The sequence below is a fragment of the Sporosarcina sp. FSL K6-1522 genome, from assembly GCF_038622445.1.
Classification (GTDB): Bacteria; Bacillota; Bacilli; order Bacillales_A; family Planococcaceae; genus Sporosarcina.
The window spans coordinates 1,211,673-1,231,371 of the sequence record NZ_CP152019.1 but is presented as its reverse complement, the minus strand read 5'-3'; the positions used below and the strand labels follow the sequence as shown (position 1 = coordinate 1,231,371).

At 36.5% G+C, this 19,699-nt stretch carries 12 protein-coding genes; 7 read left to right on the top strand and 5 right to left on the bottom strand.

The genetic code is table 11. From position 1 onward, the window contains the following. The first annotated feature begins 317 nt into the window (after positions 1-317). The 3 genes from MKY34_RS06030 to MKY34_RS06020 all read left to right on the top strand — a co-directional run bounded on the left by MKY34_RS06030 (position 318) and on the right by MKY34_RS06020 (position 5,937). Positions 318-2,069 carry a HAMP domain-containing methyl-accepting chemotaxis protein gene (locus MKY34_RS06030; protein ID WP_342514303.1) on the top strand — a complete coding sequence of 584 codons (1,752 nt, stop codon included), beginning with the start codon at positions 318-320 and terminating at the stop codon, positions 2,067-2,069. 71 nt (positions 2,070-2,140) lie between these two features. Beyond that, positions 2,141-5,263: an amino acid adenylation domain-containing protein gene (locus tag MKY34_RS06025; protein WP_342514302.1), complete on the top strand. Its 3,123-nt coding sequence runs from the start codon at positions 2,141-2,143 to the stop codon at positions 5,261-5,263. Further along, a complete protein-coding gene (locus MKY34_RS06020; RefSeq protein ID WP_342514301.1) occupies positions 5,260-5,937 on the top strand; it encodes a 4'-phosphopantetheinyl transferase superfamily protein in 678 nt (225 codons plus the stop codon). Before MKY34_RS06025 ends, MKY34_RS06020 begins: the two co-directional genes overlap by 4 nt. 654 nt (positions 5,938-6,591) lie before the next feature. Here the strand turns inward: MKY34_RS06020 and MKY34_RS06015 are convergent. Then, positions 6,592-7,935 carry a cyclic 2,3-diphosphoglycerate synthase gene (locus MKY34_RS06015; RefSeq protein WP_342514300.1) on the bottom strand — a complete coding sequence of 448 codons (1,344 nt, stop codon included), beginning with the start codon at positions 7,933-7,935 and terminating at the stop codon, positions 6,592-6,594. 424 nt (positions 7,936-8,359) lie between these two features. Then, the gene (locus tag MKY34_RS06010; protein WP_342514299.1) at positions 8,360-8,569 is read right to left on the bottom strand and encodes a hypothetical protein; all 210 of its coding nucleotides are present in this window, start codon (positions 8,567-8,569) and stop codon (positions 8,360-8,362) included. A 450-nt stretch (positions 8,570-9,019) separates the two neighbouring features. On the opposite strand from MKY34_RS06010, the gene MKY34_RS06005 reads away from it, so the two are divergent. From MKY34_RS06005 to MKY34_RS05990, 4 genes are all read left to right on the top strand, one after another. Beyond that, the gene (locus MKY34_RS06005) at positions 9,020-9,460 is read left to right on the top strand and encodes a hypothetical protein (RefSeq protein WP_342514298.1); all 441 of its coding nucleotides are present in this window, start codon (positions 9,020-9,022) and stop codon (positions 9,458-9,460) included. After that, a complete protein-coding gene (locus tag MKY34_RS06000; RefSeq protein WP_342514297.1) occupies positions 9,453-11,693 on the top strand; it encodes a pLS20_p028 family conjugation system transmembrane protein in 2,241 nt (746 codons plus the stop codon). Before MKY34_RS06005 ends, MKY34_RS06000 begins: the two co-directional genes overlap by 8 nt. A 59-nt stretch (positions 11,694-11,752) precedes the next feature. Further along, positions 11,753-12,160, top strand: coding sequence for a hypothetical protein (locus tag MKY34_RS05995; RefSeq protein WP_342514296.1), 408 nt, complete (start codon positions 11,753-11,755; stop codon positions 12,158-12,160). 73 nt (positions 12,161-12,233) lie between these two features. Continuing rightward, positions 12,234-13,688, top strand: a complete 1,455-nt coding sequence (locus tag MKY34_RS05990; RefSeq protein WP_342514295.1) for a zinc-ribbon domain-containing protein — start codon at positions 12,234-12,236, stop codon at positions 13,686-13,688. A gap of 368 nt (positions 13,689-14,056) precedes the next feature. Here the strand turns inward: MKY34_RS05990 and MKY34_RS05985 are convergent, their stop codons facing one another. From MKY34_RS05985 to MKY34_RS05975, 3 genes are read right to left on the bottom strand one after another with little or no spacing between them, the layout of a single operon-like run. Then, entirely contained in the window at positions 14,057-16,936 is a 2,880-nt protein-coding gene (locus MKY34_RS05985; protein WP_342514294.1) for an SMC family ATPase, read from the bottom strand. Further along, positions 16,926-17,522 (bottom strand): ABC-three component system middle component 1, encoded by a 597-nt coding sequence (locus tag MKY34_RS05980; RefSeq protein ID WP_342514293.1) that lies wholly within the window; start codon positions 17,520-17,522, stop codon positions 16,926-16,928. Before MKY34_RS05980 ends, MKY34_RS05985 begins: the two co-directional genes overlap by 11 nt. A 12-nt stretch (positions 17,523-17,534) precedes the next feature. Continuing rightward, entirely contained in the window at positions 17,535-19,289 is a 1,755-nt protein-coding gene (locus MKY34_RS05975; RefSeq protein ID WP_342514292.1) for a dsDNA nuclease domain-containing protein, read from the bottom strand. Between the last annotated feature and the right edge of the window lie 410 nt (positions 19,290-19,699).

Genomic DNA, 19,699 nt, shown 5'->3' with positions numbered 1-19,699 from the left:
GGTTTATTAAACAGGTTAAAAGTTTCATAAAATAATCAACATTAGTTACAAAGTATTGAAAATTCCGATTTGGAAGAGTTCTTGTTTTTGGTTGTGAATCGTATTTTTTGGAAGTATAGTAGATGAATATAGGAAATGTATGGATTATTTCTATCCTTATAAAGTCTAGTTTATTAATAAATACTGACATAAGCAGAAAGTCTATCATAGACGCGTACATCATGCCAGCCGCTTAAAAAGTTCAAATAGGCGTTGTAACAACGGCTGCCCATTGTTCATTTGAATTATGTCTCGTATTTAATTTCAGGAGGATTTGAATGAAGAAAAGTAAGGGTCAGAATATGTCAATCAGTATGAGATTGACAGTTGTTATGGTAAGTATTTTGTTATTATTTGGTTTGGTCACTATGGGTCTTTCCTATTACATCGTGAAGGACAGTAATTTACAAGACATGGATCAGTCACTCTATGATAAAGGGATGATTTTATCACGGACTATCAATCTAGACACAGTAAACTCTGTATTGAAACAACCAAGCGCTAATAATCAGGATGCTCTTCAATTGACAAAGGAAATGGATGCTATCAATGACGAGTCAGACATCATCACGAACTTATTTCTGATTACAATGGATGGAGAAAATATTAATGCCCCAGTGCTGTCTTCCAGCGTTTTAGATTTAGGTGCAGAATATAACCAAGATATGATCGCAATGGGCCTCTCCCCAGATTTTCTTGCCCGCATCAAAGAAGTTTTTGAAACGAAACAAGCAACAGCAACCGATATCTATAGTGATGAATTCGGAAGCTATAAAACAGGACTAACACCGATTATTGACGAAGACGGCTCCATCTTAGCTGCTTATGCCATTGACTATGATGTATCGATGGTCACTAGCAAAGCGATGTCGGAAACATTGTCGTTTCTCTTCGTTACGGTTCTTTTCTTAATTGGTTCTTCGATTGCTGTTTATACGCTATTGAAGAGGAAACTCACACCAATCCAACAACTTTCTCAGCTATCTAAAAAAGTTGCAGACGGTAATTTGGAACTGGAAGTATTACCTGTTAAATCGAACGATGAAATCGGCGTGCTAACAACGAACTTTAATGTCATGATCGACACGTTGAGAACGGTCATTACAAGTGCGACGAATGTTTCCTCACGCGTTTCCAATTCGGCACAGGTGTTATCCACAAATATGCAAGGTGCAACCGATTCTTACAATAGCGTAGCAGCGGCTATGCAGGAAGTTGCCGGTGGCGCAGATTTACAAGCTCAAAAAGCTCAGGATAGTGCCGTAACGATTGAAGAAATGAGTATTGGGATTCAACGAATTGCGATGACATCGAATCAGATTACCGAGTCCTCGATTACTGCATCTGAGGAAGCTGAAAAAGGGAATGATTCTACAAACAAATCGGTGGCACAAATGGAAGCAATCAGCAAAGCCGTTCACCAATCAGCGGATTCCGTCAAAATGTTGGGTGCACATTCAGGTAAAATCGAAGAAATTGTCGGCATTATTACAGGCATTGCTTCTCAAACAAATCTTCTCGCATTAAATGCTGCCATTGAAGCTGCACGTGCAGGAGATGCTGGAAATGGATTTGCTGTCGTCGCAGATGAGGTGCGTAAGCTAGCTGAACAATCAGAGGCTTCAGCTCGAGAAATTTCTACGCTCATCTCGCATATTCAACGTGATACAAATGAATCCGTGAAAGTGATGGTTCATGCAGTAGAAGAAGTCGATCACGGCTTACTCATGATCAACGACTCCGAAAAATCATTCGGTCACATTTTAACGTCGATTCACCAAGTATCAGGACAGATTCAGGAGCTATCTGCAACAATTGAGGAAATGGCAGCTGGCACGGAAGAAGTCACAGCATCCGTTCAAAAAATGGAAGAGTTCTCAATCAGCTCTCGAGATAATACAAGAACAGTAGCCGAATCTTCCGCCTCACAGCTACATATTGTGCAGCAAGTATCAGACGAAGCACAAGTGTTAACAGATCTATCCAGCGAATTATTAGAGGTTGTCAATACATTTGTAGTGAAACACTGATCATAAAGGTATCCGATGGAAATAACATTTCCGTTGGATGCCTATTTTTTAGAGAACGGGAGTTGCACGAATTGAATTTAAAACAAACAATGCATGCAGATCGCATGCAACTATTAACAGACGAAGAAAAGAGCTTATACCAAGTCTTGAATCAAACAGCAGCCTTTTATGACAAAAACACAACAATACCAGACGTTTTTTATCAATCGGCTACACTTTTTGCCGAAAGAACTGCCTTATCCTTTGAGGGTGGCGAAATGACTTATCGTCAACTCAATGAACAATCCAACCAAATTGCACATCTGTTACTGGCAAGTGGCTTGCAAACAGGTGACTATGTCGCAATCGTTATGGAACGCAGCAAGGAAACAGTCAGTAGTCTATTAGGCGTTCTAAAAGCAGGTGGCGTCTATGTTCCGATTGATCCCAGCTATCCGAAAGAGCGTTGCCATTACTTATTAAATGATACTGGCGCTCCATTCATCTTAACCAAAGAGGAACATACATCGTTGCTCACTGATTTACTCCATGACGATGCCCACTCGCGTACAGTGTTACCAGTAGAAGATATGGATACAACACTTTCGAAGGAGAATCTCAACGTCAAGCTTGCTCCTAACGACCTTGCTTACATTATTTACACGTCCGGTTCAACAGGTAAGCCAAAAGGAACGATGCTCCAGCATCATTCTGTGATCAACTTAATTACAGACAATCAAAGAATCTATCACTCGACTGAGCATGATGTCTATTCACAATTTATCTCCTATAGTTTTGACCCATCTGTAACTGAAACATTCACTGCTTTGTTCTCTGGCGCTAGACTGCATATGCTAACAAGTAACGAACGTGTATCCATTGAAGCATTTGCCGATATGATCAGACGTGAAGGCGTAACTGCAGCTACAGTACCGAATGCATTCTTTACGCAACTTGCTACTCACCTGCCTGCCGATCAAGGAGAGTCCTTTGCAACATTGAAATATCTATCTGTCGGTGGCGAAGCACTTATGGCTGCCGTTATCCAAAAATGGCAAGAGAAATTTGGCACAGCTACAGAAATTGTCAATGTCTACGGACCGACAGAATGTACCGTTTTGTCTTCCTACCACAAGGTGAAAGATATCGTTGTAGATAGCTCATCCAGCATTCCAATTGGCAAACCGGTTGCCAATTATGAAATGTATATTATTAATACTGAGGGGCAACTTTGCCCTGTCAATGTACCCGGTGAATTATGTATCGCAGGTGTTGGACTAGCGGCTGGTTACTTGCATCAGCCTGAACAAACCGCCAAAGCTTTTGTCCCGCATTTATTTTCACATGAACCTGGAAAATTGATGTATCGCACAGGTGATTTAGTTCGTTTATTGCCAAGCGGTGTCATTGAATTTGTCGGTCGGAAAGATTCGCAAATCAAAGTGAGGGGGTTCCGGATTGAGCTTGGAGAAATTGAAACCGTACTAGGCAATCTCTCAGGCATCCAAGAAGCCGTGGTGCTCGCAAAGAAAATGACAGACGGCAATAATAGCTTATTTGCTTATTACACTACAGCTGGTGGCGTTCAAATCGAACAGGCACAAATTAGGGAGTTTATTGCACAGAATCTCCCCGATTATATGGTGCCTGAGCGCTTAATCGAAATGCCGGAAATGCCCTTGTCTCCCACTGGGAAAATCGATCGCAAACAGTTAGCGGAGATGGATATCGCCATCACGTTAACAAGTCACTATGATGCGCCTGAAAATGAGATGCAGCAGCTATTAGCACAGGCTTGGGAGCGTGTCCTGGGGATTGAACGCGTTGGCATTCAAGATAACTTCTTTCATATTGGCGGGCACTCGTTAAAAGTATTGGAGATTCTTGTCCAAGTGAAAAAGCATGTGCCATTTTTAACAATCCAAGACTTTTTCCAACATCAAACCATTGCTGAATTAGACCACTATATTGCGAACTACCAACCTGAAGAAACCAAGATACCAGAGCGAACAGCTGAATTTATGCTGAAGGATTTGATGGAACCAAATGCCCTTATCGTAAATCAAACCGCACAACCTTTACCTATGAATGCCGTACTATTAACTGGCTCAACCGGCTATTTAGGCAGTCATGTTCTCTATGAACTGTTGATCGAAACAGATGCCCATATCTACTGCCTCATTAGACCAAGTGCACATGCCACACTGGCTGAAAAATTGAAGGATAGTATGCAATTTTATTTCGGCAAAGTCGGTATTGCAATGATGGATGAGCGTGTAACCGTTATTCAAGGGGATTTGGGGAAACCAGCACTCAACCTATCTGTGGAAGACGAGCAAACACTTGTGGAAAAAATCGATGCCATTATTCATTGTGGTGCGGATGTCAGGCATTTTGGAGCCGCTTCCCACTTTAATGATGTCAATATTGAAGGTACGAGATACTTGCTTGAACTTGCAAAGCGCAAAGCGGGTGTGCATTTCCACCATGTTTCCACAATTGGGATTCCCGAAGAGCTGGCAGCGAGTCAATGGCTGGATGATCAAACGCATTGCGAATTGGATTACGAAGTGACACTCGACAACGTATATAACCAAAGTAAATTAGAGGCGGAAAACATGGTTAGAAAGGCGGTGGATGAGCGAATTCCTGTATCGATTTATCGTGTTGGTAATTTGACTTGTCATTCCAAAACAGGTAAGTTTCAACGCAATATGGATGACAATGCTTTCTATCGCATGATTAAATCAATGCTTTGTTTAGGGAAAACGCCAGAAGCAAATTGGCATGTCGACTTTACACCGATTAACTATGCAAGCCAAGCACTTGTCGCACTCGCACGTCAGCCAAAATCGAACGGACATATTTTCCACTTATGCAACCCTGTGCCGTTGACCTATCTCGATTTCATTGAAAACTTGAAGGAATTGGGTTACGAGTTGGATGTTGTAACAGCAAATGCGTACGAGAACTGGCTTTTAAACGGGGATCATTCTGAAGAAATGCAAGAATACTTAGCGTTGGCAATTGCCCAGCTTGATGGTGATGGGGCAGGCGATTCACCATTTACCTTTAATAGCGACAAAACACAGGCATTTTTAACGGATACCACTGTCTCATGTGCCGAACCGAATCGTGCATTTATCCAAACGATGATTAACTATGGAATCGATACGGGGTACTTCCCAACGCCAAAGCTTGTCGAAGTCAGATGACCTTTAATGGCGTACATGTATTTGCGCTGAAGATGGGGCCTCCTTTATCGAAAACACAATGGGATGCATTGGCCGTACATCTTTCTACTGAAGAGCAAATGAGGGTTTTAAAGCACAAGCAGTGGCAAGATCGGCAGCGAGCATTGCTTGGAAATATACTAGTAAGATGGGCGCTTCAAAAATTTACGGGTATGCAACATATACACATTACCCGCAATGAGCTAGGGCGCCCCTCCCTTGCCGACAATAATTATTGGAATGGTGATTTTAATCTTTCACATGCTGGCGAGTGGATTGTCGTGGCGTTGACCAATCAAGGCCATGTCGGTGTAGATGTTGAAAAGATTGCAGAGTTACATGAAGATGTCATGGTGTATGCCCTGGCAGAAGCAGAGTTACAAGTCATTCATCAGAGAGCTAAGTCGGATCAAATCCAGTTATTTTATACATACTGGACGATGAAGGAAGCCCTCTTTAAAACAGGACTATTTCCGAATGCGACACCACAAACATTAGATACGATTGCAGCGAATGACAAGCGAAAGGATATTCATACACAATTAGTGTACATTGACCAAGAACACCCTGTGTCAATTTGCTGGCATGGAGAAAATTCGTCTAGTCAGCTAACGATTTTGGACAGAGAGCAATTCATTCACTCGGTATCATTATAGAAGAACGACAAATACTGTCACAATTCTAATTGGAATTGTGGCAGTATTTATTCGTACTTGTTTAGTTCGTCACGCCCTTTGACTAACTTTGCTTGCATCAAACATTATTGATGAAAAATGCTTTACATCTTCATTTTCACTGAACGATTTCCGGTCCGCATTCGGTACATGACTCTCGACAGCTTTAGGGGAGGAATCAAGTCCGATTCCTCCTGTTTGAAGGGCTAGTATGTCTAGAAATGACTGCGCCATTTCTAGACATACTCATTTTCATAATGCTTTTGCGAATCATTACCTGTCGCATCCTTCCAATAGCTAGGTGAAAAATACGGTTGCTTGAAAAGAAAAGTACATAACAAAGGCCTCAACGGCCAAAATTGTATCTTTGGCCGCCACTCTACGTAAAGAGTCAGCAATTCTTTCTTTCCAAAAAGTGTTTGCACTTTATATACTTAGGATTTTGGAGAGCGCTGGATGAACAACCACCATACGATTATCGAAAAAATGTGTAGGGATGTGACTTTGTCACATCCCTACACATAGAAACATCTCGATAATCGTATAGAAATTATTCGATTCAAAGCGATCCGAAAGCAATTGTATGCAAAGTGCCTAGTACATAATTTAGTTATTTTTTGCTAATCAGTAAACATGTTATTTCGTAAGTTTATGTTGTTGGATGAAATCTTTTAGCACAACGCTTAGATTCTGATCGCCGACTTCATCTAAATCATAGTGGACACGCGTGCATGGTTTATTGATGGAAATGATACGTGTTAAATCCATTGGTGTTCCAATGATTACCGCATCACAATCGGCATTATTAATCGTTTCTTCAAGATCTTTCAATTGCTGTTCACCATATCCCATAGCCGGCAGGATATTACCGATGTGTTGGTATTTATCATACGTTTCTTTGATTGTTCCTACTGCATACGGGCGCGCATCAATGATTTCTTTCGCACCTAGACGTTCAGCCGCAACGCTTCCAGCACCGATTTTCATTTCTCCGTGTGTCAACGTTGGACCATCTTCGACAACTAATACACGCTTGCCAATAATGCTCTCTGGCTGATCGACTGTAATTTTGGATTTAGCTTTAATAATCGTGCTGTTCGGGCTTGCGAATTTAATATTATTTTCTACCGTTTGAATCGCTTCAGCTGGTGCGCTATCAATTTTGTTAATGATCGCAACATCCGTTGTTCGTAAGCAGACTTCACCAGGATAATATTTCAACTCATGACCTGGGCGATGTGGGTCCAAAACCGTAACCGCTAAATCTGGCTCGTAGAATGAGAAGTCATTATTTCCTCCATCCCATAGAATCACATCACAACCAGCTGGATCGTTCTCAGCCGCCTCTAAAATAGCTGCATAATCCACGCCTGCATAAATAATGTTTCCACGTGCTACATGTGGCTCATACTCTTCCATTTCTTCAATCGTACAATTGTGTTTCTTTAAATCCTCTACTGTCGCAAAACGTTGCACACGTTGCGCATTTAAATCGCCATAAGGCATCGGATGTCTAACCGCAATGACTTTTAAATCATGCTCCAATAACGTTTCAATAATTTTTCGTGACGTTTGGCTTTTCCCCGTTCCAGTTCGTACAGCACAAACCGAAATAACCGGTTTATTACTTTTAATCATTGTGCTTTTCGGACCTAGTAATGTGAAGTTCGCACCCGCTGAATTCACAATCGCCCCTAAACTCATCACATCTTCATACGCAATGTCACTATATGCAAAGACGCACTCATCCACGTCCAGCTCTTGAATCAGCGCTGGCAATTGGTCTTGTGAATAAATCGGAATACCTTCTGGATAAAGTTCCCCTGCTAATTCACTCGGATATTTACGCCCGTCAATATCAGGAATTTGCGTAGCCGTAAACGCCACTACGTTAGACGCTTCGTCATTTCGGTAGTATGTATTAAAGTTATGAAAGTCTCTTCCTGCAGCACCAATAATAATGATATTTTTTTTCTTCATCGTATTCTCCCCAGTCATTTCTAAATTGTTGTTATAATTATATACCTTGTTGCATAATAATACAATCGGTTTTTGAATATATTAGATATCTTTTTTGAAAAACATCGTATTTCAGGACTTCAGGTACCATTTTAAGAATATTGATAGTTAAATGAATAGCTTACTTCAGATCATTTATACACTTATTTAATAGCATGCCTGTTGAATAACCATTTTTATCATAACACATAGCAAATAGTACTCTCGTGAGATGAAGATGCCTAAATACAGGTTAAAGAAAAATAACCACTTCCTCAATTTTTCGAGAAGTGGTTATTCCTATTTGCTAATATTTAGTGCACAAACCAATCATATTCGTTCATAAAACAAAAATAGCACCAATTTCTTTATAAAAGAAATCAGCACTTCGTTTGTTCACTGTATGTCATCGCGACTCTTTTGGCGGTTGGCATACCTCACATTTACGTTGATTTTTATTGTTAAACTTCGTAAATGTTTTTTCAAAGTTGCTACCACATGCACATTTAAATAGTAACTTTTGAGAGAAACCGTGATATTCTGTCGTTAACAACGTACTTTCCGAATTCTTCTCAACAAACTCTTTAATTTTATCGATTGTCCAGCGTTTTTGCATTCTTTTACACCTCCATATTGTATCCGTTCAGTTCTGAATAAAGACCTTAATAATCTTAAGCCTCTCATTATAACATGTGCTTGCACACAATGAAAACAGACATAAAACAAATAAGAAGACCTCTCACCAACCGTAAAAGTTGCTGAAAAGTCTTCTTGATAGGTTTGCTAATGCTAGGTCTAACTAGATAGGCGGTTAGATAGTGCCTCCTATCTTTCAATAGAATGTGAAGATGATGACTTACATCATGCCGCCCATAAGCTCCCCACATAAATCCTCGAAAACACTTACAAAGAAACGCATTAATATCAGCTTTTCAAGCGCAATCAGAAAATACTGCTAAATGATTTCGAACTCTCCCCTGACCAAAAAAATGACCAAGTGTGTGACCACAGTTATTAACAGAACAATTTAATAGAAGGAACACAAATCGTTAAGGAGGACTCAACGATGAAACTGATTAAATGGGCTTTTCTTGCCTCTAGTATAGCACTGTTTACAACAGGCTGTAATCATGATTATGGAGCAAAGAATGCTTCAACAGATGAAGTGCAGCAATTGATTAATGACCAAAAGGAAGGCTTTATCATTCTCACAAACGAAACAGATGCATCATTTTTAGATGAAGCCCAAAGAGCATTACTAGAAAAAAAGGATGAAGCCTTACTATTTAACGTATTTCGCAATGACGGAGAAAATGAAAATACAGATGGATTGAGTAAAAACCCATTTCGCACGGATATGCCCCATGTAAATGCCATCTACTACATCAAAGATGGAGCTGTATATGGCGAATTTAATTTAGATGTATATAAGGGTATTCGGCAACAAAAGGAATTGGCTTATTTTATGAAGAACATGTCGAACCCTACAGGTGATTCAAATGAGTAATGAAGAAATCACCCGTAAACTTGAAGATTTCCAAGACTACCTAAGTATTTCAAAAATCTTCACCGATATTTTCAGATGGATTGCATGGACTTTTGTTCAAGGGCTGGCATGGGTCGTTGACGCTCTCGAAAACTTGACCGATGACATATTATTGATCAAATCCTTTTACAATCACCCAGAGATTATTAATTTCGTTGATACAATCAAACCAATTCTGTATATCTTTTTAGCCTTTTCCCTTCTCTTTACAGGATATTTGCTAATATTTCAAAAGAAGTTTAACCGTGAAGGTATTGCCATAAACCTTTTTATAGCCTGCATTATCATTCTTTCGCTAAACACTGGAATGGATAAGGCAAGTGAATTTACAGACGTAGCAATTGACGCTATAAAGGTCGAATCACTCTACCCTAACGATGAATCAACCTTAAGTGGTTCGATTATTCAACGAAACGTAAATGACCTAACTGAAATTGATAAAAGTAACTGGTCTACGACTGAACTAACCGTTTCAAACAGTACACCACCGAGCAGAATTGCGAATATCAATGTCCGTGAAAAGTACGGAAAAGATACAGATGGCATTTCTAGTGAAGGACAAGACATTTCAAAGTACATGCTATCTCTAAACAATGTTGGTGAATACCGCGCAGAAAAGTTTGATCAGTCGGGGCTAGAGTGGAATAACGAGTACTATTTCCGATACTCGATTAACTGGTTTACGATTTTCGTCACTCTGGGAATTATCGCTTTCACACTCTTCTCGATTGCGTTAAAACTTGCCAAGTTGTTTTTCGAACTAACATTCAACTATATTTTAGCATTGATCATAGCACCTGCTGATATTCATGATGGACAAAAAACAAAGAAAATCATTCAAGCCATCTTGAATACCTTCTTTGCTACCATCCTAATTTTTCTATCAATGAAAGTATATATGATTGGAACAGCCTATTTAGAAAGCACACTCTCTACCTTCCCTTACTTGATAGCACTGATTGCATTTTCACTCGCCGTTGTAGATGGACCGAATATCGTAGAACAACTATTCGGGATTGATGCAGGGCTAAAAAACGGTTGGGGCGTTCTTGCAGGGGCATATGCAGGTGGAAAAATGGCTTCGGGGCTTGGTAAAGGACTAAGCAGCTTGATGAAAGATGGCTCAGCTGAAACCAAATCCCAACAACACAGACCTTCAAGATTAGATAGCGAAAAAGCTCCTTCTCCAAATGGCAGCAAAGAAGATGGTGAAAAGACTAATAAAACAAATAAAGACGGTACTGGTGGCATTGCAGGTATTCAAAATAGTAAAAGTAAAGGTGATTCGAGTAATAAGCAAACTGATGAATCGAATGAATCTGGAACGGGAGGAATAGCAAGTGTATCCTCACAATTGGATGACATGCAAGACGAAATATGTACACAAACAAAAGCACCTTCGCCGAATGATACTGAACGCTACTCCCTCTCCCAACAAGGTCAAAACACTTCAACTGCTAGGGGTTCACATAGCGTTCATACGGGACAAGGCGTGCAAACGGATACAGCTACTTTAAGCATTGAAGATCAAGTACAAGGCAGTTCTACGGTTAGTGTTAGCAGTATAAGTTCAAATGGAACGCCTTTAGCTAATATAAATGGTCAAACAGGCATACCAACGAACAGTATGAATGCTCCAACTACAAGTAGTACAAACAGTGTTCAAAGGGTGCAAGGCGTTCAGCAATCGAATATACAGACAGATACAGACCTAACAACCGCTTTAGAGCAATCACAAGGCAATATTACCTTTAGCAATGTACACTCTGACGCAGCTCCTTCTCCAAGCGTTACAGGCCATGCAAATGAAGCACTAAATCCTATCAGTGCTCCCAGTACCAATGGTGCTCATGTTATTCAGAAGGTGCAAACTATTCAACAATCAGGCGTACAAGCGGATGTTGAAATGATTCACGTTACAGACCAATCCCAAGGGAATAACTCGGTTCAAAACATTAACCTAGCTAATGATTCTAGTTCATCCGTTCCAACAAGTCGTACTAACAGAGTTGACCAAACAACTATACAGACAAATGTGGATGTGATCACAAGGAATGACCTTGTCCATCAAACAATAAGTATGAGTGAAAAACAGATAAATACTGCTTCTGTAAAACGTAGACCAAGTTCAAATTCGATTCCAAATAACACAAGCGTTCATCAACTAAGAAATCGCTCTACCAGACAGAATTAATACCCTCTTTTTCTAGTAACCGTTTTTTGAAGCAAATGACGAAGAAAGGATAGATAATGATGCAGACAAAACACCAATTTCGAGCACGTGTAAAAAATATAAACTATGATTATTTAGAGGATTATCAAATTGTCAATGACTACAGCAACATCGGGGAAACTTTAGATGCTATTCTAGAAGAACACAAGGAATTGAAAAAGAACAACTGGAATCTTCATTACATCGCCCATTCGGTTGCTAATGTTGTGAACGAAAGCATCTCAAATGAGTTAAATAGAATTCGGCTCGGAACAAATAATACTGATCGAAATACACAAGTTATAATTGAGTTAGTGCAAGGTTTCATGCAGATGGAAAATCTAGAACATATCCCAACTACGGATATTTACAAACCAACATTTTTAACAGCTACGGAATCCGTTATTCAGGACAGAATTACCCATCAAAAACAGCGAAAGCATAGCTAACAAAAATAACTAAAAAAAGAGTTGTAAGCTATCATTGGCTTACGACTCTTTTATTACATGGAGGGATTATAAAATGAAAGAATCATTCGCAACTGTATTTCCCCACATGCTGAAAGAATGGGATTATGATCAAAATGGAAACCTATCACCTTATGATGTCCCCCCCAAAGGAAGACAAGTTGTTTGGTGGAAATGCGAAAAGGGACATAGTTATAATGCAAAGCTTGCTCATAAAGCCAATGGAAAATCATGTTCGGAATGTCGAATCTTAAATCGGTCTATCGCTGTTCGGAAACCAGAGGTTCTAAAATACTGGGATTATGATAAGAACAATGAACCTCCAGAGCGTGTTTCTTACGGCTCCAAGTTGGTCTATTGGTGGAAATGCGAGAAAGGACATAGCTTCGATACTTCCGTTATTGCTATGACGAGGAAGAACAGAGGAGGTTGTCCATATTGCCGTGGACTACGTGTAGATGACACCAATTCATTAGCAGGACTTTTTCCAACGATTGCTGAAGAATGGATTACCTGTATCGATGATCCTCATCTAACTCCAGAATCGATAACCGCTAGCAGTCATAAGAAAGTGAAGTGGAAATGTAAAAGAGGGCATGAATGGATCACTATGCCAAAGCACAGAACATTAGGAAATACAGGCTGTCCAGTATGCCAAAAGGGTAAGCGTATTTCCAAACAAGCCTACACGTTATTTTATTATTTAAAACAAGCGTTCAAGGATACTACGCTCGAATTTCCTTTGAAGGGTTCTCGCATGTCCATTGATCTTTACATTCCTTCGCAACAAATAGCCATCGAATATGACGGTGGACTTTTTCATCAAGATACAAAAAGAGACATTCGAAAAGAGAATTGGTTACTAGAAAAAACACCTAACATTACATTAATCAGAATTAGAGAACCCGATTGCGTTGACTATTCATCCCCAAATTCAAAAGTGCTTAAATATCATTTACAAAATCAAAAGCCTGAAACATTTGCACACTGTATTGAACAAATTTTCCTTGATACGTTCGGATTAATTCAGACAATCAATCTGGATCAGGACAATGCTGAAATTCTGCAATTGATGGAGATTATAGAAGTAGAAAACTCTTTAGGAGAACTATTCCCCAGACTCATGCGGGAATGGGATACAAAAAAGAATAATGGACTTACTCCCTTTCAATTCAGAGCAGCTAGCCACGAAAAAGTAAATTGGAAATGCAAAAAGAATCACTCTTGGAAAGCGACAATAGCAAGTCGAAGTCACGGCGGGAACAACTGCCCTTACTGCGGCTCTCGAAAAGTAAGTCCTGAAAATAACCTAGCTGTTAAGCATCCCGTATTGATTAAAGAATGGCACCCCACGAAAAATAATATGCAGCCAAAAGAATGCTTCCCACACTCCCACGATGTTGTTTGGTGGCTCTGTCCTAGTTGCAAACATGAATGGAAAGCAATGATTGATAACCGCACAAGTAATAACTCTGGATGTCCTAACTGCTTTAGAAAAAATAAAACCTGACATTCGAATCATCCGAGCGCAGGTTAACATTCATGATATATAGATAGAAAAGAGCATAAGGGGAATGTGCCCCCACTTTCGGTGTGGAATCAGGCAAAGCCTGATATTTGAGTGGGGTCACTTTTTTTAAAGCTGTCACAAGCGTGTGACAGAATAACCATATGTTGTCACTGCATTGTGACAAACTTTAAATTTTTGATATCATCCAAACACTCGGCTCTGCCTAGTCTATCACGCAATGTGATAGCAGTTTCCTCTTATGCTCTTTCAACTTAAAATCACACTAATTCCCTCAAAATGAATCCTATATTTTTCCGGAATCACTTTCAATCATTAACTTAACACTAGCTTAAATAAAGACAATTATTTTAATTTAAGTAACTACTCGACTCTAGTTCAATATAATCATCAGTATAGCTTTTAAATGAAACCTGTGAAAGTCTTAAGTTTTCAACGCCTAATTTCGCAAATACTAATTTTGCAAAATTAGGGTCATGAGTGCTTATAAAAATTTGTTTCCCTTCAGCGGAGGCTAATAATTCCATAACGTCGATAAAAGAATATATATTAATATCATCCAGATTTTGAAATGGGTCATCGATTGCTAATATATCCAAATCTCCCTCATTATTTGCCAAATTTAAAGCTAAAAAAATACTCATTGCTAAAACCGTAGATTGTGCAGAACTAAATGTTAAACTAGCGCTTACATTTTCCTTTAAGTCCACAGTATCTTTTCCATCATCCAGATTTTCTGCTAATGTTATAAATAACTCATTATTCTTTACCAAAAGCTCTATATAATCATAGTATACATGTGGAGAGATCTGCCTATAAAATTTATTTATATCATTAGTTAATTTTTCTATATAGTCATTTACTAAATTAGATTGTACTACTGCATGATTTTCTAAAAGTCTTTCTATTTGTCTGTATACAGCAGAATGATGATTTCTTCTCGACTCATATTCTGCGTAAACTGTATTCTTACTAGTAATTTTCTCTTTCAAACTTTCTATTTCATTTGAATATATATACGATGAGGCTATGTTAATGATTCTCGATAATTTATCTTCTTTTCTATCTGAGTGTTCAATTTCATGAGATACTAATAAACTTATTATTTCGTCATGTAAATCAAGGTTTATTTGATTAATGATATTTTTATATTTTATTTCGCACTCGATTAAAAATATTAATTTTTGTTTTTTTAACTGCATTTTAGCTTCACTTTCAATAAGTAAGTTTTTCAATTTAGTTAAGTTTTTTTCTGCTGCTTCAATGTATTGGTTTTTATTGGATAGTTCATGTTCTATTATTTCAAAATCAGTTAGTTTATTTTTCTGCACTAAATGATTAAGGTTTGTTCTTAAGGTTTCTTTTTTATTTAAATATAAGTCTTCTTTTTTATTAAACTCATTGTATTCACCGGCTAACTCATTTAACATTTTTGTTCCTTCAATCATACGCTCTAATTTTTCGTATTCCTCACTTAATTCAATTGGATTTAAAAGGTCCGTATCTTTATCAATTAAAGAAGTTAGCTTTATGAAAACAGATTCATTTTCAGAAATTCGATTATTAATATTCACTATTTCCATTGATCTATTTTCCATAAAACCTTGTAGCTCTTTCAATTCCTCAGATAGAGAGGTTTTCTCAAAATCGAGTTCTCTCACTTTCCTTTCTATTTCATCGAGTGTCCCCATTGATTTATGTAGTTGCAGTTCAACAGCTTCTTTAAGTTTTTCGTCATTTTCAAAATTAGTGCCACAAACCACACAATAATCAGAGTCAGATTTACTAATTATATGTTGTACTTCAGTTATAATTTTACTAGCATAAGACTCTGTTTGCTCTTTTTTGCTCTTCATATAAGACTTTTTCAACTCTTCAAGTTCATCAATTTTGTTCTTAATATCTACAATACGTTTATGAAGTATTGCAAGCTTCTGGGTCAATTCATTTTTTTCAAAATGATAATTCTCTAACGCTTTTTCTTTTTCATTCGCTTTAATTTTCAAGTTTACTATTTCTAATTTATTCTTCATTTCCGAATACTTAGCTGGAAATATTCGAAATACATTCATCTCATTCGGGTATAAATTAAATATTTTATCACTTATATTCTTTTTTAATATATTTAAGTTTTCAAGTTCAATATCTATTTTGGTTATTTCTAATTCAAAATTTTGTTTCTGCTTTAATACTTCTTTTTCATTTAAAAGAATGGTTACTCTTTCCCTAGCCTGTTGAAGACCACTATATCGATTATCACTTTTTTTCTTTAACTTTTCCAATTTCTCTTTTATATCCAGAAGTTCTAGCTCTAAAACACTCCTAGAATTATTCTCTATCTCATTTCTTCTTAGTACTTTATTTATATCTTTTAAAGCTTCCCTTTTTTCTTGATTTTGCATCCTTATTTTCTTTAATATATCAATTTCATAATCGGAAATGTCATTAATTTCATCAATAGATATTGCTTCATTTTTAATTATATCTATAATTTCTAGTATTATTGCGTCCTCGCTTAAAGGATTGATTATTTCAATATGTTTCCTTTTTTCATTATACTCCGCTTCTAACAATTGTTTTTCGAACGAAATTTCCACTATCTTTTTATCTAAAATCTCTCTTTTATCCTCTACATTCTTTTTTAAATTTGAAAGATAATTTTTGAAATCTACTCCATATTTATTTAACCCTAGAATTTTCTCTAATTTTATATATCTCTCTGTTGGCTTATCCCCCCTTACGAAATCATCTAAGCTTTCTTGGGCTAAAATCATATTGGATGACATATAAGTTGACAAATCAAATGAATTATTTTCTATATCCTCATTGGGGTGGGGATATAGAAATGTATTAATTAAATGTTGACCTTCTTTAATTTTTTTATTTTCCCCGTTTACAACTAACTCCATCGTCCCATTTTGTTTATTAATAGTCCTTTTAACTTTCAAAGTCGTTGATTCATCATTTCCTAGCTCTATTTCAACACTCGCCTTAGCCCCAGTCTCCTTATTCACGCTATTATTGATTAAATAATTAAACTGTTTATACTCACTAGTACCGGTATATCTTTGAATTTTACCCGTCAAACACCAATGTATAGAATCAAATATAGTACTCTTCCCATGCCCATTTGGCCCATTAATAATAATAATATCGCTACCAGAAAAATCAAAAGTGTGTGTACCTTTAAAGATTCTAAAATCCTTCAAGATTATTTTTTTAATTCTCATGTTCATCCCCTCCCTTTAAAAGCTTTTCTACAACCACTTCAGTATCTTTAGATTCATGAAACTCGTTAAAATAGTATTCTGTAATAAGGTCGGAATTCCCCATAAATCCCACGAATAAGTTCTTCTCCTGCCCGCTTGCTAAAGTATCTTTATTTTCTTGAATTAGTTTTTCTTTAAATTTAGCGGGGAAATTATAATCACCTGAGTTCTCAGGTAAATCAGTCAAAAAAGGTATTCTATCAATATCACTTTCTTTTACGATTATATGTTTCTTACAAACATATTGATTTTTTTTTGCTTTATTAATTTCCAAACGAACACTCGTACTTGATATATCAAAATTTAATATCATAAAAAAATATAAGTTATTCTTGTAACGATTCTCTAGATTAGAGTAAAGTTCACCAAGAATAGGCTGGTCTTCTACTAACCAATTTAAAAAATTACTTTCCGTCCTATACTCTTTTATCGCTAGAATTCGATAGGGGTTTTTCCACAATCTTATATTATGATCTTCTAATAAAGATATCGACTGATTCTCAAATCCATGTTGTTTAAATACTGTAATCATGCTCTCCCATTTCAAGGTTACTCCACCTCATTGTTTTTCTAACATTTTTTTCAATTCGCTATCCCAGACAGATAAAACTGTTTCATCTTGAATATTGTGTGCTCTAAAATTCGACTGTTTTAGTACCCCAAGAAAGCTCTCAAATTCATTGATATTTAAAAAATACACTTTATCTGGAACGGTTAGTATACTAGGTTCTTCTTCCGGAATGTAATTCGTTAATAATTTCGAAGCCACAGGTGAAGAATCACCTATTTCTGACGACTTTTCACTACCTATAACTAAACAGCAAATATCTTCATCAATTAGTTTACCGATATTATCATTGTAAATAGTCACAACTCTATTTTTTGATTCAATTAAAGTTTTATTATTTCGTGCATGATATATAGATATGTTAGCCTTCTTAATAAAATCCGATTCACCTATATGGAAAATTAATTTAGATTCTCTAAGAGCTAAATGTTTTTTTGAATAAAAACTTAAAAATGTAACTAAATATCTTAGTGATTCTGTTAAAAATAATTTATTCTTAGAACTTTCAAAGTCTCTTTTCGTAAGTGTTTCATTAGTGTTAAAAAGTTTATTTAAGAAAGTAATGCAATAATCCGGATTTTTCTCAAATTCATTTTTCACAGTTTCCCTTAGCCATCCCAAAGTCTCTATTAAGTCTTCTTGTATACTCTTTTTTGCGTAATCACTAACAATTTCTTCTTTTAAATTTTCACATGCTTTCTCAAATAACCCATATGCTGTATCTTCAAATGACTCTTTAGATAACCGCTCTCTTATTTCTGCTTTCCACATCTTCAATAGTTCAACGGCATCGTCTTTTTTTATTACCAAATCATCTTTACGTAAAGTTTGTTCATTATCATTAATACATCTTTTAATAACATTTGAAAAAAGATTTTCAAATATGTATTCAGCTATACTGGGTGCTCTATATCCTTTTAAATCTAGAACCTCTTTGATCATTGCTATAATATCTTGTTGAAGCTCAATTGAAGATCCAAACTGATTAATATATAATCTCTTTAAATAAAAGTCTATTTCTTTTTTCGAAAAATGTTTAAAATGGATTTCTTTTACTATTGGTTTACTTTTCTCATGTCCTGCATCTTCTATTTTAAAGACTACTGGTTCTAAAATTTTTTTCTTTATTTTATTATCTGGCTGAATATCACGTTTTAAACTAAAACTCACATTTGTTGTAAAGTCATCAAGACCATCAAGTGTAACAGTAGGTGAATTAGTTACTATTTCAAACTGGGTCTGAAAATCATCTTTACTAATATTAGCTCCATATCCATCATCAATTCGATCCTCTAAAAAGAAATCATAGTTCAAAAATATTTTCTCCACCCAACTATTAAATCTTTCTTTATCCTCTTTGGGTTTAGATAACTTCTCTCTTGTAGTAAAATTACTTGGTGTATGTTTATTTTTAGAACGTTCTCGAACCGTTTTCACTTGTATAAACCTTATTTTATTTTTACTTAGCAAAGTTACGTCATCAAAATACTCTAGAATAACACAGTCCCACCAGGTAACTTTTTTTTCATGCAACATTTCTAAAATGTAATACATTGCGACATAGTATTGATATATAAATCCTCTCATAGCAACAATGCCACCTAAATCTTTAAACCGTCCCTTCATTAACATTTGTACTATTTCTTCTTTTTTACTAATAATATCTTTTTTTTCATCAGTATCTAAAGAATCACTAAAGTCTTCAATGGCTTTCAAAAGAGTATTTTCTACTAATTCCGTTTGCATCTTATGAGCACCTTCCTAAAGTATCCAAAGGATAATATTACTTTTGGATAAAATTGTAACTAACGTTTTTCTAATAAAGGTAATTACTTTTTTAGAAATAACCAACAATTATCTAAATATATTTACCTATTATAATAATACCAACTAAACTACTCTGTCACAAGTAAGTGACAAACTCTTTTATCTCCGTAAACACACACATGAAGAAAAGTTTGTAATTTTGTAATTTCTCTTTCCTACCCTTTTCACACCAATAATAAGAGGATTACAAGTTGTTTTTACACTTGTAATCCCCTACATTTTTATTTGTCATTTTTTCCAGCAACATCTTTCTTTGTAATTAATTTTGTAATCACTTAAACACTTGGCCGTATTAGCCTTACCGAAGGTCAATTACATAATTACAAGGA